This window comes from Nostoc sp. (assembly GCF_036916735.1).
Taxonomy (GTDB): Bacteria; Cyanobacteriota; Cyanobacteriia; order Cyanobacteriales; family Nostocaceae; genus Nostoc.
Genome location: NZ_JBALFV010000108.1, coordinates 60,483 through 84,064, shown reverse-complemented (window position 1 = coordinate 84,064; position 23,582 = coordinate 60,483). Strand labels below are relative to the sequence as shown.

Annotated in this window: 24 protein-coding genes; 11 read left to right on the top strand and 13 right to left on the bottom strand. The window is 40.3% G+C overall.

What is annotated here, in order from left to right; all coding sequences use genetic code 11:
- Positions 1 to 124: 124 nt before the first annotated feature.
- On the top strand, positions 125 to 1,138 hold the full coding sequence (locus V7L20_RS26700) for a hypothetical protein (protein WP_334746968.1): 1,014 nt from the start codon (positions 125 to 127) through the stop codon (positions 1,136 to 1,138).
- Between the two features lie 64 nt (positions 1,139 to 1,202).
- Here the strand turns inward: V7L20_RS26700 and V7L20_RS26695 are convergent, their stop codons facing one another.
- Complete coding sequence (locus V7L20_RS26695; protein ID WP_334746967.1) at positions 1,203 to 2,624, bottom strand: DNA cytosine methyltransferase; 1,422 nt, start codon at positions 2,622 to 2,624, stop codon at positions 1,203 to 1,205.
- A gap of 118 nt (positions 2,625 to 2,742) precedes the next feature.
- Here V7L20_RS26695 and V7L20_RS26690 point away from each other — a divergent pair, with 118 nt between their 5' ends.
- Entirely contained in the window at positions 2,743 to 2,961 is a 219-nt protein-coding gene (locus tag V7L20_RS26690; RefSeq protein ID WP_334746966.1) for a helix-turn-helix domain-containing protein, read from the top strand.
- Between the two features lie 158 nt (positions 2,962 to 3,119).
- On the opposite strand, the gene V7L20_RS26685 is transcribed toward V7L20_RS26690, so the two are convergent.
- Positions 3,120 to 4,073, bottom strand: a complete 954-nt coding sequence (locus V7L20_RS26685; protein ID WP_334746965.1) for a glycosyltransferase family 2 protein — start codon at positions 4,071 to 4,073, stop codon at positions 3,120 to 3,122.
- 709 nt (positions 4,074 to 4,782) lie between these two features.
- On the opposite strand from V7L20_RS26685, the gene V7L20_RS26680 reads away from it, so the two are divergent.
- The 5 genes from V7L20_RS26680 to V7L20_RS26660 all read left to right on the top strand — a co-directional run bounded on the left by V7L20_RS26680 (position 4,783) and on the right by V7L20_RS26660 (position 9,880).
- On the top strand, positions 4,783 to 5,775 hold the full coding sequence (locus V7L20_RS26680; RefSeq protein WP_334746964.1) for a cation diffusion facilitator family transporter: 993 nt from the start codon (positions 4,783 to 4,785) through the stop codon (positions 5,773 to 5,775).
- Positions 5,776 to 5,931: 156 nt separating this feature from the next.
- Positions 5,932 to 6,171, top strand: a complete 240-nt coding sequence (locus tag V7L20_RS26675) for a hypothetical protein (RefSeq protein WP_334746963.1) — start codon at positions 5,932 to 5,934, stop codon at positions 6,169 to 6,171.
- 39 nt (positions 6,172 to 6,210) lie between these two features.
- Positions 6,211 to 8,172 carry an alkaline phosphatase gene (locus V7L20_RS26670; protein WP_334746962.1) on the top strand — a complete coding sequence of 654 codons (1,962 nt, stop codon included), beginning with the start codon at positions 6,211 to 6,213 and terminating at the stop codon, positions 8,170 to 8,172.
- 119 nt (positions 8,173 to 8,291) lie between these two features.
- A complete protein-coding gene (locus V7L20_RS26665) occupies positions 8,292 to 8,561 on the top strand; it encodes a hypothetical protein (RefSeq protein WP_334746961.1) in 270 nt (89 codons plus the stop codon).
- Between the two features lie 116 nt (positions 8,562 to 8,677).
- Positions 8,678 to 9,880 carry an argininosuccinate synthase gene (locus V7L20_RS26660; protein WP_334746960.1) on the top strand — a complete coding sequence of 401 codons (1,203 nt, stop codon included), beginning with the start codon at positions 8,678 to 8,680 and terminating at the stop codon, positions 9,878 to 9,880.
- Between the two features lie 114 nt (positions 9,881 to 9,994).
- Here the strand turns inward: V7L20_RS26660 and V7L20_RS26655 are convergent, their stop codons facing one another.
- The gene (locus tag V7L20_RS26655) at positions 9,995 to 10,627 is read right to left on the bottom strand and encodes a DedA family protein (protein ID WP_334746959.1); all 633 of its coding nucleotides are present in this window, start codon (positions 10,625 to 10,627) and stop codon (positions 9,995 to 9,997) included.
- 488 nt (positions 10,628 to 11,115) lie between these two features.
- Here V7L20_RS26655 and V7L20_RS26650 point away from each other — a divergent pair, with 488 nt between their 5' ends.
- The gene (locus V7L20_RS26650) at positions 11,116 to 11,469 is read left to right on the top strand and encodes an STAS domain-containing protein (RefSeq protein ID WP_334746958.1); all 354 of its coding nucleotides are present in this window, start codon (positions 11,116 to 11,118) and stop codon (positions 11,467 to 11,469) included.
- Between the two features lie 1,084 nt (positions 11,470 to 12,553).
- Here V7L20_RS26650 and V7L20_RS26645 read toward each other — a convergent pair.
- Together V7L20_RS26645 and rpsF are read right to left on the bottom strand one after the other, a co-directional pair.
- Positions 12,554 to 13,114 carry an Npun_F5560 family protein gene (locus V7L20_RS26645; RefSeq protein ID WP_334746957.1) on the bottom strand — a complete coding sequence of 187 codons (561 nt, stop codon included), beginning with the start codon at positions 13,112 to 13,114 and terminating at the stop codon, positions 12,554 to 12,556.
- A gap of 251 nt (positions 13,115 to 13,365) precedes the next feature.
- On the bottom strand, positions 13,366 to 13,716 hold the full coding sequence (gene rpsF / locus V7L20_RS26640; protein WP_334746956.1) for a 30S ribosomal protein S6: 351 nt from the start codon (positions 13,714 to 13,716) through the stop codon (positions 13,366 to 13,368).
- Between the two features lie 571 nt (positions 13,717 to 14,287).
- Between rpsF and V7L20_RS26635 the strand changes: the two genes are divergently transcribed.
- Positions 14,288 to 15,061, top strand: coding sequence for a fumarylacetoacetate hydrolase family protein (locus V7L20_RS26635; RefSeq protein WP_334746955.1), 774 nt, complete (start codon positions 14,288 to 14,290; stop codon positions 15,059 to 15,061).
- Between the two features lie 3 nt (positions 15,062 to 15,064).
- On the opposite strand, the gene V7L20_RS26630 is transcribed toward V7L20_RS26635, so the two are convergent.
- Positions 15,065 to 15,544, bottom strand: coding sequence for a Tic20 family protein (locus V7L20_RS26630; protein WP_334746954.1), 480 nt, complete (start codon positions 15,542 to 15,544; stop codon positions 15,065 to 15,067).
- A gap of 83 nt (positions 15,545 to 15,627) precedes the next feature.
- Positions 15,628 to 15,825 (bottom strand): hypothetical protein, encoded by a 198-nt coding sequence (locus tag V7L20_RS26625; RefSeq protein ID WP_322648808.1) that lies wholly within the window; start codon positions 15,823 to 15,825, stop codon positions 15,628 to 15,630.
- Positions 15,826 to 16,694: 869 nt separating this feature from the next.
- Here V7L20_RS26625 and V7L20_RS26620 point away from each other — a divergent pair.
- Positions 16,695 to 19,652 (top strand): hypothetical protein, encoded by a 2,958-nt coding sequence (locus V7L20_RS26620; RefSeq protein WP_334746953.1) that lies wholly within the window; start codon positions 16,695 to 16,697, stop codon positions 19,650 to 19,652.
- 322 nt (positions 19,653 to 19,974) lie between these two features.
- A complete protein-coding gene (locus tag V7L20_RS26615) occupies positions 19,975 to 20,124 on the top strand; it encodes a photosystem I reaction center subunit VIII (RefSeq protein ID WP_334746952.1) in 150 nt (49 codons plus the stop codon).
- Between the two features lie 193 nt (positions 20,125 to 20,317).
- Here the strand turns inward: V7L20_RS26615 and V7L20_RS26610 are convergent, their stop codons facing one another.
- From V7L20_RS26610 to V7L20_RS26585, 6 genes are all read right to left on the bottom strand, one after another.
- On the bottom strand, positions 20,318 to 20,437 hold the full coding sequence (locus V7L20_RS26610; protein WP_012411803.1) for a photosystem II reaction center protein J: 120 nt from the start codon (positions 20,435 to 20,437) through the stop codon (positions 20,318 to 20,320).
- Between the two features lie 69 nt (positions 20,438 to 20,506).
- The gene (locus V7L20_RS26605; RefSeq protein WP_322670285.1) at positions 20,507 to 20,629 is read right to left on the bottom strand and encodes a photosystem II reaction center protein L; all 123 of its coding nucleotides are present in this window, start codon (positions 20,627 to 20,629) and stop codon (positions 20,507 to 20,509) included.
- Between the two features lie 8 nt (positions 20,630 to 20,637).
- Positions 20,638 to 20,775: a cytochrome b559 subunit beta gene (gene psbF / locus V7L20_RS26600; RefSeq protein ID WP_015115279.1), complete on the bottom strand. Its 138-nt coding sequence runs from the start codon at positions 20,773 to 20,775 to the stop codon at positions 20,638 to 20,640.
- A 9-nt stretch (positions 20,776 to 20,784) separates the two neighbouring features.
- Positions 20,785 to 21,033 carry a cytochrome b559 subunit alpha gene (psbE, locus tag V7L20_RS26595; RefSeq protein ID WP_162399775.1) on the bottom strand — a complete coding sequence of 83 codons (249 nt, stop codon included), beginning with the start codon at positions 21,031 to 21,033 and terminating at the stop codon, positions 20,785 to 20,787.
- A 414-nt stretch (positions 21,034 to 21,447) separates the two neighbouring features.
- On the bottom strand, positions 21,448 to 22,467 hold the full coding sequence (locus V7L20_RS26590) for a photosynthesis system II assembly factor Ycf48 (protein WP_334746951.1): 1,020 nt from the start codon (positions 22,465 to 22,467) through the stop codon (positions 21,448 to 21,450).
- A 459-nt stretch (positions 22,468 to 22,926) separates the two neighbouring features.
- Positions 22,927 to 23,262: a rubredoxin gene (locus tag V7L20_RS26585; RefSeq protein ID WP_334746950.1), complete on the bottom strand. Its 336-nt coding sequence runs from the start codon at positions 23,260 to 23,262 to the stop codon at positions 22,927 to 22,929.
- Positions 23,263 to 23,582 lie beyond the last annotated feature (320 nt).

The window sequence follows — 23,582 nt, the reverse complement described above, 5'->3', positions numbered from 1 at the left end:
TTCTATAGCGGGTGGCGATCGCCGCCGATCTGCTCCTAAGAAACAAAGCAGGAGGCAGGAGGCAGGAGGCTACTCACTTGGAAATTGTGTTAAGGTTGATACGATTTTTTAAGTAAAATCACAAATGCAGCCTGTAAAATTTATGATTGCTAAGAAACAGAACGAACTAGTGGTTATGAAAATTGAGCAACGAGCATTAAAACCGGATAGTGTTGTTGCTCCCTGCTTAAGCAGATATAAGAATTACAAGATTAATTGTAGTAATCCTATCGAATTGCTTGATAACCTCACATTTCCATTCCTTGATGCTGCTGATGATACTCAAAATTTGATTGAAAACAAAATGAGGCGTAAATGGGAAAATGATTTAGAAAAAGTTAGCAGATCAGTCACTAACTCGCTTCTACGTTCAGCAGGTACTAATTACCAGACATTAGTTTCATATGCACTAGCTAAATATTTAATAACAGTTAACTCTTCTTGGTATTTACAATTTCCGGTACCAAAGGATTTAACAGAAGCCCTTGCTATAAAATTCACAGCTGGTATTCCCATCAACCCAGAAGAAGAATCCGATAAAAATACAAATATTGATAATGAAGATGATACTCAGTTAAGCTTAGATTTTACAGAAACTCAAGAAAATAAAACTGATGGTCAATCTATTGCTATTATCAAACCAGATGTAGATATAGTACTAAAAAATGCTAGTTGGAATAAAAATTTAGGAAGTGCTGAACCTATACTTCTTCTATCTGTAAAAACCTCGTTAGTAGATCGTGCTGGTCAGGCTGCTCGTTGGAAAATTTATTTCGATATCGCGATGAATCCTTGTAGACTGCGAGAAAACCAAGAGTGTGTTTATCGTAGTCTTGGAATTATGATGAATCAAGCCGCTGCTTACAAGATTTATCATGGAATAGTTACTGCTAATATATATAAAATTAAATTTCATGATTTAAGATATCAAAAAGGAGAACTAAATTCAGGACAAACTAAAAGTAATACATATATGTTTGAACATAAATTCACAACACGCAATGATGGAATAGCAATCACACCACCGGATTGGAACCAGTTTTCCCAAATTGCTGTCTTACTGAAGAGACTATCGCACTATTACAAGTTAACAGAGTAGCTTTTTCTAAGCTTTGTACTTACTAATAGCTCTGGTTTTGTTTTTTTAAATTGCTAAAAACTCTTTATTGAGATTGCTGCATATATACAGGTACACTTCTAGGTTCTATTCCTGGAGCCCACTGACCACGCTTTAGATTTTTTTTCTTTGTCCAATCGTATGACGAATTTGCTAAATAGACAGGAATATCTTCTGTTGTTACTGGGAGAATTAATGGTTCACCAAATATATTAAATAAATCAATTTGTCCTTGAGCTTTTGGATCTAGCATATATCCAGCAAAGCCAGAACTTCCACAAACCCATTGGTGACGTTTTCGGCGTTCCTTTAAACTCCGAATATCTTGTATTGTCTTGCACAAGGCAGTTTGTAAAGAAGCTCCAAGAACACGTCCCAGAAGCGGAGGTACTGCATTTCCTACTTGTGTATATTGAGGAGCATCTACACGCCGTTCCACAAAACCGGAAGTGCGTTTTCCGAAAAAAACGTAATTATCATCAAAAGTTTGAAGTCGTGCCATCTCTCGTACTGATAAAATTCGATGATGATGATAATGCAATAAATCATCAGGTAAAGATAATACTGCATTAGATATTTTATTACGATCCAGACGAGCCATTGTTTTTTTTGCAATTTTGAGATGAGAAGGAACTGATGAGATTGTGCCTCCTTCTGGAATGTAAGAAAACATCTCAATTCCTTTTGGTCGATGGCGTGTTGCTAAATGATTAAATAATAGATTACATTCATTACGTCTAGCAGATTGAAAATCTGATTGTAGAGCTTCTTGATATTGATGAGATTCCCATCCTGGATTTAAAAATTCAAGATCACTTAAAGCTTCGTAAACAGTAACAAATGATTTTGATTCTGTAGTTAATTCGTTAAATATGGTCAGTTGCTCAACTTTTTTATAATCTTCATGAGTATAAGCAGGAAACTTAAATGGCTTCGCTTTGTCTTGAAGCCAACCGACCATTACAAAACGTGTCCGACGTTGAGGCACTCCATAATAAGATGCTTCGATAATTGAATCAATGCACTGATATTCAAGCTCCGTAAACATTTGAAGTGCTTTGTTAAATGCTTGTCCACCATACATTTTCTTAAAACCAGGCACGTTTTCTAAGAGAAACATTCGTGGACGAAAATACTCAATGACACGCACAAATTGATTAAAAAGATCATTACGTGGATCATCAAATAATTTTTTTCCCGCTGTACTAAATCCTTGGCATGGTGGACCACCTACAACTATATCAACTTTATCGCTACCAATTCTTCTTCTTATACATTGAGCTAGAAAGTTCATGTCAAGATGGTGAATGTCACCAACTAAAACAGTTGTATCTGGATGATTAAAAGCATATGTCAAAGCAGGTTGTGGATGAAGCTCAACAGCTACAGCAACATGAATACCAGTAGATTCAAGCCCTTCAGCCAATCCACCAGCTCCAGAAAAAAGGTCAATAGCAATAGTTGTCATCTTTAGTAACTCAAATTTAAAAAAATATTCCATCGCTTGACCGTTAAAACTTTAGCGTTAATATTTTTACAAGTCAAGCTTTAGCATTAAAAATATACCTTACTGGTATGCTTTTGGTATGGATCTGAAAGAGTTGAGAGAAGCAGCAGGACTAATAATTATAGATGTTGCCTATCATATAGGAGTGGCAGAATCTACAGTACGGAACTGGGAAAAAGGCAGAACTATTCCCAGGCTGACACCAGAGCAATTAGATAAAATTTGTCATTTGTATAACTGTAGCTACACAGATTGGATGCAAGCTTATAAAGAAACACGTAAAAATACTAATAAATAGGCAAAAAACAGCACGATTGATATTATGTTTGTTTAACAGGCTGAAGAATAGCCAAATTGAACTGAGAGGTATTCTGCCCTAAACAGCTTAGAGAACTGATATTACTCTTTTTTAAATACTTATTTTGTTGATAGTTAATTTTAACACCTAACTTTCAATCACAATACTTGCTGCATTTGAGCATAGGCTTCATAGACACCCTTCACGTTGTACCAGTTGAGGAAAATTCGGGCAATTTCTAAAGCTAATTGAGGCTTACCTAAGTTAATTAGCCATTGCAAAAATGGAGCCATCGTCCGTTCATTTAACGCACCATTAAGTGACAAAATCCCCCAAAGTAAGCGATGCAGCCAGGTCATTTGGATCATCATTCGCACTTCCCATGTTGGATGTTTTTGATAAAACAAAACTCCCATCCGTCCGCGTTGAATTTCTTGGTCAATTAATTGGGGAATTTGCTCTAAGTTAAATGCTGGATGCCAGTGATATCCTACCGCTTCTGGACATTTAATTAGTGTCAAACCTAGTTTTTTTAGCCGCACACCTAATTCTAAATCTTCCCAACCATAGAGCTGAAAACTAGTATCAAAAAGTCCTGCTTTATCTAACCAATGTTTGGGAATTGCTACATTTCCCGTAGCAAAAAAAGCTGCTGAAAAATCTGTGACTTTATAGGGTTCAGCAGTTGGGTTGTTGAAATTACAAGTATTAATAACTGCACCGTAAGTGAAAAAGCGATCGCTCCCTAATTTCTCTTTCCCTTGCACTAGCGCCTCAGCATGAGCTTGCAAGAAATTCTTCAGTACCACTAAATCGCTATCAATAAAGATAATTGTGTCTCCCTGCGCCTGTTCTACACCCAAATTTCGAGCCGCAGCAGGCCCAGCATGATCTTGCTCAAACCAGCGCACATGGGGAAACTCTTCTTTGTGTGCTGCTAACCACTCCAATGTGCCATCAGTAGAACCATCATCCACCAAGACAATCTCGTAATCAGTAACCGAACTTGACTTACTTAATTCCTGCACCTCCAAAGCGCGGAGGCACTTTTCTAGAATCGGTTGGCGATTATAAGTCGGTATCACAACGCTGAAAAACACAGTCTCACCCACAACACTATTTATCCATCTCCAGGATAGGACAGATGTGACGCTGACACTGTTCCTTACATAATTCTGGTTACGGAAATTCCAGCGATCGCTATACCACCAAAAGTCATAGGTTCTGGTACAGACAGGCTGAACCGGAAGGAAGTTTGAAGAATGAAAATGATTAAACTAACTGTATTGGTAATAAGTGAATATGCAAATTAGAAGCTCATATACTTGATAATTGTATTCGCATCTTATAGATATCTATTCGCGTATCAAAAAAGTATTTATTACCTGTATCATTATTAAAAAATAATGATTATCATTCTATAAAATTAAATCGGAGGCTAATCGCAAGTTTTGATTACCAATAAACTTATCTATAACTAGTAACAAATTAATAACAAAATGATTTCTACTAGGTTTACTGGAAATTATAAGTGTTAATTTACTTTAATTTTTTATTTTTAACAAAAGCATTACCATTTCTTAAATTAAGTGGAATAAATTTTTTTATAGTATTCGCATATTACTGAATCTAAAAAAACATATTTTTAGAAGATATTGGTGAATAATTTTATAAAAAAGCATAGAAAATAAAGTATTTCAGCATATTTTGTTCAAAGACAAAATTTTAAAATATAAATTCTGAATTGAGAAAATCCTAACCACAAATACGGTTGGTGATAATTTTTGAAGCTCTCACGTACTGTAAAAAGGTTTTTTATCAATGGTTTCACTTCAATGCTGTGAATGTGCAGATAATCCAATAAAAGTAGTTAATAATTCCCAAAAAGCAAAAATTTTGTGGATAACGGTAGGTTTACTGGCTATTTTTTTTGTTGCTGAGTGGAGTGTAGGTTTATGGAGTCAAAGTTTATCTTTGCAGGCAGATGCAGGACACATTCTATCGGATATTACAGCCTTGGCAATATCGCTACTAGCTAGTTTTTTAACACAGCAACCAGATCAGAAAAAAGCAACCTTTGGACATCAGCGAATCGAAGTTTTAGCAGCTTTGTTTAATGGATTAGGTTTACTTGCGATCGCTATTTTTATCATATTGGAAGCTATTCAACGCTGGCAACATCCAGCAGCAATTTTAGGCTTACCAATGTTAGCAATTGCAGTATTAGGTTTAATCGTCAATCTGCTCAATATTACTTTACTTCATCCCCACACTCACAACGACTTAAACCTGCGGGGAGCTTTGCTTCATGTCATCGCCGATACTGTTAGTTCTGTTGGTGTAATTATAGCTGCTTTAGCAGTTCATCTTTGGGATTGGTGGTGGGCAGATGTTGCTATTAGTATAGTCGTTGCAACTTTTACAGGTTTGAGTGCTTTACCTTTAGTGCAAGAAAGTTTAAAGATTTTTTTGGAGTATGCACCGGAATCAATAGACCTTGTTGAGGTGGAAATATCTCTCAAATCTTTTCCTGGTGTTGTTGAAGTAGAAAAACTCCACATCTGGACAATTAGCTTAGACAAGGTAATGCTTTGTGCCAATTTGACAGTTGAATGTACAACTATCCAAGAATGCGATCGCTTACTCAATAAATTGAAAACTCACATCCACAAAACTTTTAATATTGCTGAGATAACTTTGCAGCTAACTAGCTGTAAAAAACCTTTAGATATGCAAATTCATCCTTTATTGAACCAAGATTTATTTTTAATGTTATCTGCAAGCAAAATAAATTCAAAGCTGGAACATAGCTAAATAGATAATTATGCAAATTATTACTATAATCTCCAAATTTTTTGTTTATACTTAGTTGCTAAATAACTTTTAAACATAATGCTTATTGGCATTTTTTTAACTGTCAAAGCATAGCGATCACTGATTGTAACTCCTTATTTACTAAGAGGTTTTCTGATGATGACTTTCATTCAAAAATCCAAAATGATTTCATTACTGAAACAGTACAAACGTGCCTTGGTTTGGTTTATATCTGGTCTGGTTATGGCAGCTTTGTTGTTTTTAGGAACATCAAATCAACAACCAGCAACCGCCTCTGACCAAAGTCAAGCTACAGCCTCAACTGTGCCAGATGTGACTGCTACATACTCAGACTTTGGTGCTAGTCATCTAGAACCAAATTTTTATCAGTATTAACGGCTAACACCTACTCAATTAACTTTAAGGCACACTGCAATGATTTCATTTTTGCAAAAATACAAGCGATTTTTAGCCTTTACTATGGCTGGCTTCCTCTGCACCATTCTACTGGTAGTTGGTAATTCTGTTTTTCAGCCGACTATGGCTGCTGGTAATGGAATTAACGTAATTATCATGATTGGCGATGGTATGGGTTGGAATATGGCACGGGCCGCAGCCGTTGCCAAAGGCGCTCCTTTTTATACAAGTGGTAAAGGCTCAGGTCTTAGCTTCCAAAAGCTAACCGGATATGGATTGGTGACTACTTACGGCACAACGATTCAGGGAAATACACCAGCCAATCCAACAGATCAGCCCCATATAACAAGTAACTCTGCTCTAGATGGGTCTAATCCACTTACAGGTGCAAGTCCTGTTCGTCCCAACTTCTCATTCCAGCCTACTCCTTTTAACCCTGGCAATCGAGCTGATGGCAATAGCTTAGAGAATGGTAATCTTGCGGGTTATGACATCAGTAAGGGTGGCCCTGTTCCTTGGGTTCCTTTAACCCCTGCTAATTCTGGTACTTATGACAAAGATTACATCAAGTACAGTTATCCCGACTCTGCTAACACAGCTACAACTCTCTATACGGGAGTAAAGAGCTTTAACAACGCGATGGGGGTAGACATTTACGAGAAGAAGTTGAAAACCATCCTGGAAATTGCTAAAGAAAAAGGTAAGTCTACAGGCTTGGTAACTTCTGTACCTGTAAGCCATGCAACACCTGGCGCTGCCGCTTCTTTCGTAAATCGTCGTAGTAAGTACGACAGTGTTTACGACCCCAGCAAGACCAACCAAGACAGCATTTTGCAACAGACATTGCTGAACTTTCAGCCCAATATTCTGTTAGGTGGTGGTCATCCTAAAGATTTTGAAAATCAAGACAGTACAAGTACAGTCAATGGCGTATTTAAGTATACGTATATTACAGAAGACACTTACCAGCATTTGAAGAATAATCCTACGTCCAATCGTTATGGCTATACCTTTTTGGAACGCGGCCCTAATGCAGCGAAGACACTCCTAAAAACGGCTGCTAAAATTGACCCCAATAAGGGAGGCAGATTATTTGGTCTGTATGGTGCGCGTGGACAAGATGGCAACATTCCTACCAGCTCCTCTAAAGGCGACTACAGCAGTACAGGTCTGGGTAACTTCACACTTTATACCTCTGTTGTCAAGCCTGGAACTCCGGCTACCTGTCCATCAGGGAAGATAATAACTGGTAGTATTGGGGATTGTGTTCCTGTCATTGATGCAGCTGGTAATCCCATCGCTCCTAATGCTCCTGCACCCGATACTGTTCGTCCTCTGGCTCCTGGTGAAACTGATGCCAGCTTTATCGCTAAAGAAATTAACGAAAATCCAACTTTGGCTGATTTAACCAAAGCAGCTTTAACCGTTTTAGGTAAAGACAAAGATGGCTTCTGGTTGATGGTTGAGGGAGGCGATATCGATTGGGCTGCTCATGACAACAACATGGATAACCTCATCGGAACCATGAATGATTTTGATAAAGCAGTTCAGCAGGTCATTAGTTGGGTAGAGAATCATGGTGGTTGGAGCAAAAACCTGCTACTGGTTACTGCTGACCATGACCACTATCTAACCCTAAATAATGACTTTGCCTCTAAATTGACTCCCAATCCTGACCCAAATCAGGCTAAAGGCTTGAAGTATAACGCCAAGGATATCACCTTCGTCAAGCACAATCCTACTGATGCTGGGCACTTCTGGGGGTCTGATCCAAATTATAAATATCTCTGGGGTAGCCATAGCCGCCGCGTTGTACCTGTTTACTACCAAGGTGCTTACGCATCAACTCTGACCCGATCGCTAGGACAAGGTTTTCAGATTAAAGATAGCTCTGGAACTTATACTGTACCTGGTGTTCGGGGCGTGGTTGACCAAAGTCATATCTTCCAAGCTATGAAAACTGCGATTGTATGTCCATGAAATTAATACACCGTTCCACTAAACACTAACTGATGTATTGCAGAGACGTGCTAACACACGTCTCTGTGTCAAAAAACTATTGCGATATTTTTCCACCTGTTCTTTTATCAAGGGAAAAAATGACTAACTCCATCTTCAAGAAGTTAGCAGCTGCAACGGTAGGAACTGCTTTGATTTTTTCGTTAGGGGAGACTATTCCTGCTCGAGCCGCAACCCTAACTTATAATTTTTCTAACGACGATAAAACTCTTATCGGCACCTTTTCATTCGACCAAGCAGCAGCAGACGATCAAGAAGTAACAATCGCAGAAGGTTTAAAAATTTCTGCTAGCTATGGTGGTCAGTCATACACTGAAGCTGATGATCCTTTAGCATCAGACAAGAGTTAACGGTAATGTCTAGGTTTGCAGTTAATTAATTTATTAGTTGTTGCATGAATAAAATATACATGGATTGTTTAGATATAATAATGACTCATTGTTTGTTTTCCTAACTGGAGAAATTAATGGGTCGCGCCAAAAAGGTTGTCCTAGCATATTCTGGTGGAGTAGATACCTCCGTTTGCATCCCTTACCTCAAACAGGAGTGGGGTGTGGAAGAGGTGATTACCCTAGCAGCAGATTTAGGTCAGGGAGATGAATTAGAGCCAGTTCGAGAAAAAGCTCTCAAATCCGGTGCAAGTGAATCCCTCGTGGCGGATGTCAAAGACAGCTTCGTTAAAGATTACGCTTTTGGAGCAATTCAAGCCAACGCTCTTTATGAAAATCGTTATCCTCTCGGAACTGCCCTTGCTCGTCCACTGATTGCCAAGGTATTAGTAGAGACGGCTGAAAAATATGGTGCTGATGCGATCGCTCACGGTTGCACCGGCAAAGGTAACGATCAGGTTCGCTTTGATGTCTCTGTAACTGCCTTAAACCCTAACCTCAAAATCCTCGCACCAGCCAGAGAATGGGGCATGAGCCGTGAGGAAACCATCGCTTATGGGGAAAAGTTTGGTATCCCCTCACCAGTCAAAAAATCCTCTCCCTACAGCATTGATAAAAATTTGCTCGGTCGTAGTATTGAAGCTGGTTTACTCGAAGATCCGTCATTTGAGCCACCAGAAGAAATTTATGAAATGACCAAAGCGATCGCTGATACTCCCAACGAGCCAGACTACATCAAAATTGGCTTCCAAAATGGTATTCCGACAACCCTCAACGGTATAGCTAAAAAGCCAGTTGAACTAATTGAAGAACTCAATCAGGCGGTAGGAAATCACGGTATCGGACGGATCGACATGATTGAAAACCGTCTCGTAGGCATCAAATCGCGGGAAATCTACGAATCACCCGCAATGTTAGTGCTAATTCAAGCACATAGAGATTTAGAAAGTTTGACTTTGACGGCAGATGTCACCCATTACAAGCGTGGGATTGAAGAGACTTACAGCCAAATCGTTTACAACGGTTTGTGGTACAGTCCACTCAAAGTTGCTCTGGATGCTTTTATTCAAAAGACACAAGAGCAAGTCTCTGGAACTGTGCGAATGAAGTTGTTCAAGGGCAACTCTACAATAGTTGGGCGTTCGAGTGACAATTCTCTCTATACTCCCGATTTGGCAACCTACGGCGCCGAAGACCAATTTGATCACAAAGCTGCTGAAGGCTTTATCTACGTTTGGGGGCTACCGACTCGCATTTGGTCACAGAAAATTAAAAGTTAAGAGACGCGATTAATCGCGTCTGTACAGGAGTCAGGAGTTAAAAATGCAAAATATAAGAAGTAAAAATTAAAAAATAACTTTTTACTTTACTCCTCACTCCTCACTGCTCACTTTTTACTCTTTACTACTCGCTTCTTTAACTTGGCGAGACTCTAGCCACAAAGGCACAATAATTAAGGCAGCGAGAATCAGTAAGGCTGCGATCGCAAATTGACCCACCCAAGCAACCAATTGTTCTAAGGAAACAATTTTGCCAGCAAAAAAAGCCAATGTCACCATCAAACTAGCCCAAGCAACTGCTCCTAAAAAGTTGTATAAAAAGAATTTTCCAAAGGGCATTTCGGCTATACCAGCTAGTGGTGCAGCAAAAACTCGCAATAATGCTAAAAAACGTCCAAAAAATACTGCTTTAGCGCTATTTTGACTAAATTGTTCTTTGATAGCCAGCAGCCGCACTTCAGAAATCCGAAATATGCTACCAACTTTTATCAGAAAAGGCCAACCACTAGCTCTACCAATCCAATAACCACAAGTGCCGCCAATTACAGCACCCATAATTGCATCACCCAGAACCAGCCAGAAATTCAGTTCATCGCTACCAGCTAGAAACCCGCCTACTAAGGTCACAGTTTCACCAGGAAGGGGAATGCCTAAATTTTCTAGCAAAATTCCTAAAAAAACTGCCCAATACCCGTAAATGTGGGCGACTTCCTGGATATTTTCTAGTGAAACCAGCTCTAAAGACATCCCGCACCGCCGTCTTTACAAATTTTTACTTTTATTATATCTTTGCTTGTCTATACGCGAGGTGTCAATTAAAACCTTACATAAAGCCATTAAGTCGTTAGTTTAATTTTAAATAATCCAAAAAATATAGTCTATGGTAACTATTAATTTTTGACTATTAACTATGCATTTTTTAAACCTTCGTACCACAAGTTCATCATTTATTACAAACAAATTAAAATATTTATAAAAAATTTATAAATCTCCTGTTAAATGATGAAAATCTTGTAAAAGATACGGTTGATACCGAAATTGTTAGGCGTTTATGCCTATATTGATGAAAGTTATCACAAATTATACGGCATGAATACTGAAAAAATCACTCTCAACTGCACGACTGCAATTACCCAAATATCAGGGTAAAACAGTAATTTTGCTGTTGAAAGAGAAGAAGTATTGATGTCTTTTTTCAATTTTTTGTCAAGTGTTCCAACTACCCTGTTAAATTCATGATTCTCACACAAGAACTTCAAGTGATTTTATTTAAACCCCAAGCAAGCATAGATTTGGAAGGCGGTAAGACTTTAAGTGAACAGATGGCTAGAGTAGTGCCCCAAGCTTATCAACTCTGGGTTATCGACCTAGCAGAAGTTAATTTCATGGACAGTTCTGGATTAGTCCCTTTAGTAAAAGGGTTGAAAGCTGCACGTCAGAGTGGTTGTCGCTTGGTTCTATGCAACGTGCAAGCTCCTGTACGGTTAATTTTAGAACTTACCCAACTAGATTCAGTGTTTGAAATTTTTCCCACTTACGAAGACATTTTTATTACCGTTAAAGATAAAAGTCTGGTGCTAGCAGGCTAAATGATCAATCTACCTATAGATGGATGGCAAAGTCAAGCAATATTTGCATTTTTTCATATTCTCAAAGAGAATGATTTAGTACTAGCAGGCTAATTTTCTTTTTTTAAAGAAGAATGTTGAGCGAAACTTATGGCTTTGACGTAGATAATACTAATAAGCAGATCAATCAACCTACTTGTTGGAAGCCGTCTACTAATAGAGCGAGTCTTGTCTACGACACCCTACGCGAACGAGGCTCATCCGTTCGCGTAGCATCCCCTCAACCCCTTTGGGGAAGTCAAAATTTAAAAGTCACGCATTCAAAAATTTACCAAGCCCACAAATAAATTTAGCCGCTTGTAACAAGGAGCAAAGGCAAAGACACTCCGCCTTCGCGCTATATTTCTGGCGCTGTGCCACTCGTTATACATTTTTTATTTTTCTATAAATAAATTTACTTGCTCTGTACCTTTTTCTTTCTGATCAAGAAGAAGAGTAAGGACTTTAGTCCTGATGTTCTAAATACGCTTTGCGTTTACTACAAACTTTTCATTACTAACTTAGACATTGTACTATTTAAAGCAGTGAAGTAAAAATTGATTAAAATCGGTCAAAACAATGCAATTATTTGTGAAACTCCCCTGGCTTTTGAAATTACTCTAAACTAATTGTTCTATAACCGACGTAACTAGTGCAAAAAAGCAGAAGGTGAGAAAGGTTATCTATCAGCCTTTACATTATTTATAACTCCATAGTTGTTATTTCTGGTAAATTAAAGGGTTTAAGAACCCTATCTTTACATATATAGCAGTCCTAAATCATTTGTGAAAATTATATCTCTTCCTTGTTTCTTCCCTTTGCATCCTCCTCTAAGGAGACACTTTGCGATGGTGTTCTCTTTAACGAGACGCTGCGCGTTGCGGAATTTTTCACAACTGATTTAGGATTGCGATAGTATCCGTTTCAGTCAGGATTTAAATCTTTATCTGAAAGGTCTTTAATTTTGAATTTTGGATTGTTAATGCCTTGGTGTACTAGTTTGATGTATCCAAAACACTTTTTTACAGCAATTTTTTACCTATTCTATTCCACGATAATGATAACTTTAGGCGTTCTGGGGAGTCGAAATGTTAGTTTCTTCGGATGCCGGACGGGGAAAATTAGGTAAATCAATGCCACTATGACTAGCATTGCGAGTTTTAAGTGCTAAACGGTAACTCACACTTTGCAATTCTGCTTGTAGTTGGCGGTTTTCCCGTTGTAGCATTGCTACCTTTTCTCTCACAGGCGTCATCCGTTCTTCAAACTTCCGTCTGTAAATTTGAGGTAACTCTTGTACTACTTGCTCCAACATCCGAGTGCGATCGGTGAGTTCTTGAACTGACTGTCGCAATTGGTAAATTTCGGAGTCACGAGTTGTAATTTGTTCTTGGTAGAACGCCACCTGCTGCTCTACAGCTTGGAGTTGTTCTTGCAAAGCTTGTAACTGGGTCGTATCACGCTCAAGATCAGGCTGCTGAAGCATAAAATTAGTGTTACCCTTTACCAGCCGAAAGAGTTCTTGAGATAGTTGTTGTACTAAGGAATCACGAAGTTGCAACTCTTGGCGTAGCTGCGATACTTCCGTAGAGAGAACTTGAATATTGGGTGTATCAGATTGGCTCACAGTAGCTTACAGCTCCCATTCAGAATCTTGTCCACTCTTAGGTATAACTGCGGGAGTACTACCTTTGGCAAGTATTTGTTAATTTAGCATTCCTAAGCAAGTCATGAAAAAAGAAAAAACAAAATTTTATTGAATGGGATGGAGTATTGGGGAGTGGGGATGAGGGAGCAAGGGGAGCAGGGGAAGCAGGTGAGGTAGAGAAAGAAGAATTATTGATTCATGTCCATTCCCTACTTCCTACTCCCTATTCCTTATACCGTTGCTGCCACTTTAGTGGGTTTTTCTTTTTCCTCTTTAGGGGGTTTTTCCTCTTCGACTTCCTGCTTAATTGTCAAATAGCGAATCACTTCTTCACTCAAACGCATGGCGCGTTCAAAGGGGGCGATCGCAGTTGCAGGGGCAGTGTAATTTAACTGAATGTAGATGCCATCACGGTGTTTTTTAATTTCATAAGCTAGACGACGCTTTCCACGATTTTGAATTTGTATATCCTCAGCGCCTTGGTCGCGAAGCAAATTCTGATATTTAGTAATTGCTTGCTCTACCTGTTCATCTCCCAGGTCAGGACGCAGAATGTACATTGTTTCGTAACTTGTAGTCATATTTTTCAGTCTCCTTATGGACAGAAATGGCTGCTGATACTAATTTATACCTAATTTAAATCAACATGTCGGTATTAATCAACATCTGAAGCAACAAGGAACTATAATCTTACCAGTTTTAAATTTGAATCATTAGCCAAATCGCCGAAATTTGAATTTTTTGGATGTCCCTAATGAAAACTAGGTCGCTTCCCAGCACCTAGATTTCTTTAACTATATTCCAAAAGAAACCTCTGACTCACCTGCAAGGGAATGATGAGACGGCAGTGAACCTAGGTAGTCTTTTTTTTTAAAAAGATTCACCAAGCTATCAGCTTTGTCAAGAGGTGTGTTTCTCCAATGACATATATCAGGTTGGCTTAAGATCCCCCCGCCTGCGGCGACCTCAGATAAATTGGGGGTTAGGGGATCTCCAAGAACCAAACATATTAACCGAACCTGATGGGGACTTATATTATAGCGAATAATCGCTTTCAGGCTCAAGGCTGAATCGATTCGCTAAAAAACTAACTGATGATTCCTACCCGCTCACAGCAACAAAAAAGCAGATAAAAGGATATTCATTAAAGTTATGGCGCAACGCTATGTGCGAATTCAAAATCAAGAAGGACAAATTTACTATGGGTTACTACAAGTATCCCTGAATGTGCAAGTGCTAGATGCTCCACCTTGGCTACAAGGACAACCCACTGATTTAACTTTGACACCAGAAAATTACCAAATTCTGGCTCCCTGCGCTCCCTCAAAAATTGTGGCGGTGGGTAAGAATTATGCAGATCATGCAGCCGAAATGGGAACTCCAGTACCTTCTGAGCCACTAATCTTTCTCAAGCCACCCACGTCGATCATTCCATCCGAGAGGGAAATTAAATATCCTCCCCAGTCACAAAGAGTTGACTACGAAGGAGAATTAGCATTAGTGATTGGCGATTACGCCTTTGAATGTACACCAGAGGTAGCCCAAACCAAAATTTGGGGCTACACCATTGCTAATGACGTAACAGCGCGGGATTTACAAAAACGCGATGGTCAATGGACGCGAGCCAAAGGTTTTGATACTTTCTGTCCTTTAGGGCCTTGGATCGTGCGGGAATTAAATCCAGGAGCGAGATTGCAGACTTTTGTGAATGACGACGCCAATCCAGTCCAATCTGCCTGTATCGATCAAATGGTGTTTTCTCCCGATGTTTTAGTTTCTTATATCAGTCAGGTTATGACGCTACTACCTGGTGATTTGGTGCTTACAGGTACGCCGGAGGGTATAAATCCATTGCATCCAGGCGATCGCGTCCGCGTCGAAATTGAAGGTATTGGTCGCCTGGAAAACACCGTAGCACCACGTTAATTTCTAACGCACTTGCATATACACTGCATCGGAAATCGCCGGAATTTCCGCATAACGTCCCAGTAGAGATTGAATGGCAGAATATCCAACTGCTGCTACAACGCCTAGAAAGATGGTGTTAGCTACTGTTTCTATTGCAAAGCCAGTACCAGGAACCTGTCCTAAAACTTGCACGAGTATGGAACACAAAAATATAACTATGTCCAAAAGAATTGCTTGCATTGTGTTGAAACGAATGAAGTGACTGATTTTTTCATTTCTTACCACTAATAGGAACAAGGCAAAGAACACAATTATTTGTCCAAATTGTCCTAAACTACCGTAAATTATTAGCACTGGTTGCAGTGGTAAAAGCAGAACTCGTAATGGTGGAAACTGATTTAACAAAAAGCTGCCGAAGACTAAACCATCAACTAGGGGCAGCAAATAAGGCAAGGAAGCAAAAATTCGATCTGAAACTGTTGTAGACCCGCGCCAAGACATTATGCGTTCTCCTGTGGTTAAATTTTTAATAGTTACTTGAGCTTAGGATAACGCAGTTGCTTGGTCTTGCTGGCAAATTTACACTATTCTATATGGGCAATGCGAAAACCCATGACACACTCATACTGGTCTGGCTGCTGTTGAGTGAGTTTGCCAATGGCTTGACCACAACGCAGTTGACCCCCACGCCAACGGGGTTGACCGCTCCTGTCAGCGAGTAAACAAGACTGGCAAACTTGCTCAGGGGCAAGGATTTGCTCGTCCATTAAAATGACTAGCATCGAATCCCTCCTGTAAATCCTCATTGTTAACTCGATTACTTGGCTTGCCGCTAGTAGTTGGTTGGTAGCATCGAATCCCTCCTGTAAATCCTCATTGTTACCGACATTTTACTTAGATGAGGATACGCTTTGTAGAGGTTCAAAGAAACGTTTCAAGTAGGTTGGGCGTGTGCTACGTGGTTAAGTGTTGTGATTTGCGATGGCGCTTTGCGCCCGCCGTTGGCGATCGCAGAGGACACTTAAGAGCCACATCCTAACTCTTTGTAAGAAAAATGTGGGCAATCACAATTTAATAAAAATTGTCAAGTGAATCTTACATTTATTGTATGTTGTGTCTATGGCAAATGGACATTTTGGTAAAAAATCATACAAAAGTTTTTTACAATAAATTGAACATATACAGCCAACAATATTTATTGCATCCCTGTTAAATTAACACTGGAGAGTGTCAACCCCTTCCCTACGGGACGCACTCGCGTTCGGGGAAGTCACGCATTCACGCATTCACGCATTCAATAATTTACCAAGCCCATACTTCGGCTACGCAGTTCGACTGCGGTTCCCTCGAGCAAAGCCGAGATGCTCACCGTAAACTCAGTAACCATAAATAAATTTACTTGCTCTGTACCTTTTTCTTTCTGGTCAAACTTAATATTGAGAAAACAACAAAAGCTTTACGCACAAGCAACATGGCGATCCATTAAAATTCCCCTGATGCGACTAGTTAAAGTGCCAGAAGGCAAGTAAGTAAAACTGAGTTAACTAGATAGCCATTTAAGGGATGCATTTACAAAATACTAGGGTAAACTTGCAAGCAAGTTAATACACAATATAATTGGGCGGCTTGATCGGTCTGGGCATCACTCACAATGGAACATTGGCAATTTCTGATACAGAAACAAGGCGATCGCTCTTGGCATATCCTAGAATCGCCAAATTTGGAAATTTTGGAAGGAGAGTATAGAGTTTTGGCTCGTTCTAACCTTCCTAATACAGACGTGGAAGTGCGGGTAACTCACTCTTCAACCCAAGAAGTTCTACCAAAGCGGCGAATTTTTAAGCGATCGCGTCGCACTAATTCAGAAGGCTTAATGGCGATCATTCCCTTTACCTACTTCGATCCGGGAGTTTGGGAGTTGCGCTGTATCAGCGATTTCATGTCGGAGCTACTCAGTAAATCTTGGCAATACAGTGTCCAACTTCAAGTATTGTGCCAGGAAGTAGAGGGGGAGCAGAGGAGGCAGGGGGAGCAGGGGGAGAATGTAGAATCAAATTCATTCAATCAGCTAGATACTGTTTGTGAAAACTTGGAATCTATAGCTCCAGCAGAACCCACAATTGCGCTAGATAAAGCGATCGCTACAGAACAGGCGGTTACTACAGACAGTAACCCTATTAGTATTGTTGTGCCAGATGAAAAAAACTTAGAAGACACTGCCCCAGCAGAACCCGAAATTAACTTAGATCAAGCGATCGCTACAGAACAGGCTGTTACCACAGACAGCAACCCTGTTATTATTGTTGTGCCAGATCAGAAGAACTTAGAAGATACTGCCCCAGCAGAACCCAAAATTAACTTAGATCAAGCGATCACTACAGAACAGTCAGTTACTACAGACAGCAACCCTAATACCACTGTTCTGCTGGATGAAACGGAAAAAGATATCGATGAACCTGTGAATAAAGTGTGGCTCAAAGGTGAGACGGCAGAGCAGATTTTACAAAATTTAATAGATTTCGCTCTACCTAATTCTGAAGCCCTGCTTAATGATGAAAAGGTTACAGATTCTCCAGCAACACAACCACCGCCTCCATTACTGCTAACTTTAGATCGGGATACTTACATTGCTCGTTGGGGACAACCTCTTACAATCAATGGGCATGTAGAACTCAAAGAAAAAATAAATCTAGATCAGACTGAAACATTATTCTCCAAAAGCTTGCGGGCGCTTGAACTAGAAATTGAACTGCGATCGCCCAAAAACTCGAAAATATTGACCCAGATACGGCAACCCTTACCAGATCAGGAGTTACCCTTCACCATCAATACCTCAATTGATATTTCTGCTGACTTTGAATCCAAGTTAATTTTGGCAGATATCACTTTGTCTGGTCGATTCGCCGATGTTGATGAAATTATCCGGTTAGCCAGCCAGTCCTTCACCATTACAGCAGATGTAACAGAATTACTGGCAATCACAGCCGCAGCAACACCTAGTACATCCTTAAATAACTCCATAGCACCATCGGACTCGTCTGCTGCTGTCACGGAACCAAAGGCCGCTAGGATAGATTTGAAACTATTCGATCTGGTTAAGATTCCAAAAACAGACCAGTCTCAGATACTCAATCCATCCCAAAATACACCTTTACCACCACAAATTAACTTACAAGTTCTGCGAGAAACTACCCTGCGGATATCTAACTTAAAAAATTCAGGCACTTCGCCTCAATTGCCGAAGCTGCCCCCTATTCAAACCAATGCCAACACTCCCACAGATGTTGTTGCAGAACCCCCTACAGAAGAGGAATTTCTGGAAAAAAATGCTACTATGGTTGCCATCAACTTGGAGCAGTTGATCATCAAGCAACGTCGAATGCCAATACTCGACAATACTTTGCCATACTTGAAACGGCTGCAAGCTTTGCCAGATGATACAGAAGAAGTAAAAAACAATGCTCCAGATGTGAAAGTTTCAGCAGATGAAGACTTACCACAATTGGACATAACTGTAGCTGATGAAAACACGCTGGAATTAGTAGTAGATGATGCACACCTTCAAGAAGAATCTGTTGCTGAGGTAGAAACCCAGCCAAATGAACAATTCCAGGAAGAATCTGTTGCAGAACTAGAAACCCAGCCAAATGAACAATTCCAGGAAGAATCTGTTGCAGAACTAGAAGCCCAGCCAAATGCACAATTCATTACAACAGGTAACCTTTATTCATCTCCCCTGCTTAAGAAGTGGATATACAGTCAAGGATACTCTTTACCTGAATCCATTAATGATCTAGAACCTGAAGACCACGATAGTTATGTGCCAGCCCAGCAAACTGAGCTTTCTATTAGTGCTAAAACTCCCAATGTTGATGTCAACTTGCTGTTAAACCTGGATGCTGAGACACAGACACCAGAAGAAGTTCAAGAGTCAGTTTTTGATCTAGGGAACTTTGGGGAAGACGTAGACACAGCAAAGGAAACCGATCTAGAAACAGGAGAAGATACGGTAGTAGAAGTATCCAAATCAACACTCTCAATGGTGGTAACACAACTACCGCCCCCACCTCCAATAAGAATGAATATAGCGTCAGCTTGGTTGGCGCAAGAAATCGTTGTAGATGATACATATAGTGAACATAGTGAACTAGAAGCCAATGAAACGAAGAATGACTCTTTTGAAGAAGAGAAGCAACCACTATTAGGTTTATCCTCTTCCCCACCCATAACTGCGGTAGCCATTGAGCCTTTGCCAATTCCACAACTGCATGTACCAGACGGAGAATTAATTGCTGGCAAAATTATCATAGTGCGCGTAGTACTGCCTGAAGTACCTCCCCAAGTTGTTGTCAAGTTATGGCTTGAAGATTGTCAAACTCGCTGGTTACTAGAGGGGCCCCATTTACTAACAAATTTACTACCTAATGCTTTGGGAGGATTGGAAGTGATGACGCAATTAAATATTCCCTTGGGGTGTTTGGAAATTCGCTTAGAAGCGATCGCACTTGATCTAATAACCCAACAGGAGAGTCACAAAGTTACAATAGTGCGAACTGTGATTCCTCCAGACTTGCCAGACTTGCAGCTAGATGAACTCTTGGGTATGTAAGTCAACCCCCTCCCTACGGGACGCACTCGCGTTCGGGGAAGTCAAAAGTAAGAACCCTATAAATAAATTTACTTGCTCTGTACCTTTTTCTTTCTGGTCAGGGATAAGAGGCATTGGGGATCGGGCATTGAAAAGAGGCACAGGGGCGGGGTACTCTTAGCAGAGGGGAAAATTCACCCTTGCTCCCTGCTCCCTTGCTTCTTCCCCTACTTTCCACTCCCCATATTGCCTGTGTTAACAATCTTTAGAATTTCAAAAATCTTGACAGAATTTGCAGTAAGCTCATTTTGAATTGTAGTGTGATTTGATAGGAACCTTTACTATGGCAGTTTCTTTTTTGCCTTCTATCTTGGCTAGTACTTCGTACTTGTCTTCTTTCTTAGTTCCCATAATTGGTTGGATTTTGCCAGGTATAGTCTTCGCGTTTCTGTTTTTATACATTGAAAGCGACGATATCAGCGATATTAACTGATATTGATTTAGTCATTAGTCATTTAATGACTAAGACGTGCCAGTGGCTTCCTGCAAGGTAGGACAAATGACTACTGACAACTGACCAAAATTAATACCGCCCATCTCATATAGACAGGCGGTTTTTTAACGTTGATTTTTCAACAAATGCTAGAAAATTCTAACTTATAGCGTTCGGTTCAAACTAACTGATGTTAAATCGAAGAACCAAGTCCGGCGTAGGCACCATAAAAGAAAATGCCCAAGACTGTAATTATACCTAAACCTGCGATCGTAGCGACGACCCACAGGGGAATTCTCCCACTTCCAGACACAGCTTCTCTCCTCCCTTAACAACTAATCAACACACGTTCATAAACCAAAATTAACAACAGTACTTCTAATTAGTTAAAGAAGTAACTAGAAAACAGAATACCCAGAACGAAAATCATTAGTAGTCCCAGGTATAAAGAAGTCCGGTTTAGTTCAACCGGCTGATTATTGGGATTGGGGGATCTTTCTACCATAATTGCTCCTAACGTTGAATAAATTGCATTGCAGCGATCGCGCCTAAAAAGAATACAGTTGGTACACCTAAGGTGTGAACTGCCAGCCATCTAACAGTAAAAATTGGATAGGTAACTGGTTGATTGATGTTATTGCCGCTAGTCATGATCTCAAACTACTTTCCAATAAATTGTTCAACTTGTTTTTTAGCTTCAAAACGGTTCTTCACAATGGGCACTTCCTGCCGCGCTGGTGTGAAATACTCGTCGGGGCGAGGTGTGCCAAAAGCATCATAAGCCAGCCCGGTGCTGACAAATAGCCAACCTGCAATAAATAATGCCGGAATGGTGATGCTGTGAATTACCCAGTAACGAACGCTAGTAATAATGTCCGAAAACGGACGTTCTCCAGTGGTACCTGACATTTAGATCCCTACCTTATACATAGAGTGTTATTGAGTTTATTATCCTACAAAGTTAAGAAAGAGTTACAAGTTGCAAAGTTCTTCTCAGAAATTAGGGATTGGAGATTGGGGAACTCGGGGCCCCCACAGAGTGGGGATTAGGGGCATGGGGATTGGGAAAACTCTTACTTAGTCCCCTAATTTATCAGGGGGTTTAGGGGAATCTAAAAAGTTATGGGGTAAAACGAGTATTTTGAAAACACGCCCCAGTCCCTAGTCCCCAGTAAAGAGCGCTGCACTAAGTTTCGACTTTGCGGTAATCGAGCGGAGTCGAGATTCAACTACCGCTTGTCGTACCCCTTTGGGGAAGCAAGCTACGCAAAGCGTCTCGTTGGCGCAGCCTCTCCTAGAGAAGAGAAGTGTCCCCAGTCCCCATTAAGCGGCTTCTGGAGAAGTTGTTTCAGGGTTTGGCAGATATTTGAGCAATACGCCGCGATCGCCAATTATAAATCCCCGTTCTGGCTCTAAGAACACAATCTTGTACAAATTAGCAGCAACTTCTTCTACTTCACGGTCTTTTTCCCAGGTTTTGCCACCATCGGGACTCCGTAATAAATTACCGCTACCGCCACCTATCCAAATTTCATCAGGTGTGCGATATGCCAGATCCAGTAAACCCCAGCTGGTGGATAACTCTGGATATTTTGCCTCTTGCCATTCTTCAGGTTTAGTTGGGTCACTAAACTGAATTTGACCTCCCCTAGCTAGCAACCACAATTGCCCATTGTCAGCAAAACCCATGTTTTCTACGCGCCGAGAACTATTGCGGTTATGGGGTACCCAAGCATTTTGTCCCGGTTCCCAAGTCGAGTAGAAACTACCTTTAGCAGAAACGGCAACATATTTACCATCAGGAGAACGTTCTAAGTTACGCACTACACCAACTGCTGATTCCACCTGGGCTTTCCAGTTTTTGCCGCCGTCTGTGGTCTTATATATGGCTCCTACATCAGTAGCCATTTCAGCTGTCTTGTCTGCTAGTGCCTTAACTGCGATCGGGCTACCTGGTAGCTTTTCGCTCAGGGGAATCCGCGACCAAGAAGCACCCTCATCAGTAGTGTGCAACAACAGTCCAGGCTCTCCAGCAATCCAGCCTTCTTTTCCTGCAAAACTTACTGAGTCAAAGCGATACTTTTGCTCATCCAGTTGTAGTGCTATTGGTTTCCAGGTATCACCACCGTCATTGGTTTCCAATAGGGTAGCATTGCTACCTACTAAGTAGCCATGCTCAGGATTTTTAGTAAAAGCAATATCCAGGAGATTCGAGTCTGTTGGCACAGAAATGATTTTCCAGGGGTTGTAGCTAACAGATGGAGTTTTGCTACAACCTATACACATGAGGACTACTATCAACAAGGTAGCTATTCGTTGCCAACCTTTCACAATTGAATGCATTAGTATTTCTTAACTTGTTTCTAAATTTGTGTAGCTGTTCTCTAAAAGGTTTACTGATACTTCTTTGCTAGCATTTGCTAACAAATACATAAGTTGAGCAGATCAATCTCAACCAAGGTGTATCAATCGATGCATAAAAACAAGTTATATGCACTCTTACTTGTTTGCTTCTAGCGTGATTCTTGCTTTGAGAAGCAATATATTTGCGATTTTTTGCTGTAACACCTCAGAGGCAACTTATCAGTATAGAGGTTGCTTGACGTTACGGATTCTCACCTGAATCTCTGATATTTTATCAGAGAATACACTGCTAATCAATGTAAAAAAGTGAGCATTTATTAGCTTAATTAAACGCTGTAGGAATAAGTATAAAAACATAATTGTGTAATTATAATCACACAATCAATCATGAAAATCTCTTTCCCTACTCACTACTTTCTGTTTCTAAGATAACGGCTGTCATTGTAAGCCGTAGAGACTGATAAAAAACAAGAAGCCAAGAGCCAAAGCACCAAAAATCAAAATATTCTTTTGGGTTGGCGTTAGGTTGTTGACACCCAAACCGTAACCGAGATTTTCTTTGAAGCCGGATGCAGTACCCGCAGGCCCGATATTGGCAAAAGCGGTTTTCTTAGCACTACAAACTGGACAGCGCCAATCTATGGGTAGTTCCGCAAAGGTTGTCCCTGAAGGAATATCATGCGTGTCGTCTCCCTTCTCAGGTTCGTAAACATAACCGCAGGCTCGACACTCGTAGCGGTCTAACACCGGAGTCTCAACAGCTGGTTCGCTCATGGCTAGGGCCTCGCAGAGGAGAAATCTGAAATATACGTTAAAAATTATGACATAATTGTTAGGCTTTTCTATCACTATCAAAAGCGAATTAAATACTTGAAATGTATCTGTTTCCCAGATTTCAGAAAAACCAAACAGATATAATGTAAAAGAAAGTAACGCAGGTGAGGGATTGAGGACTGGGGATTGGGGACTGAGGATTACAAATAAAGAATTTGGTATTAAGGATAAGGGATTGGAGATTCAGAAGGATTACCCAGTACCCAGTACCCAGTACCCAGTACCCAGTCCCCACTCCCTAGTCCCCACTTCCCACTCCC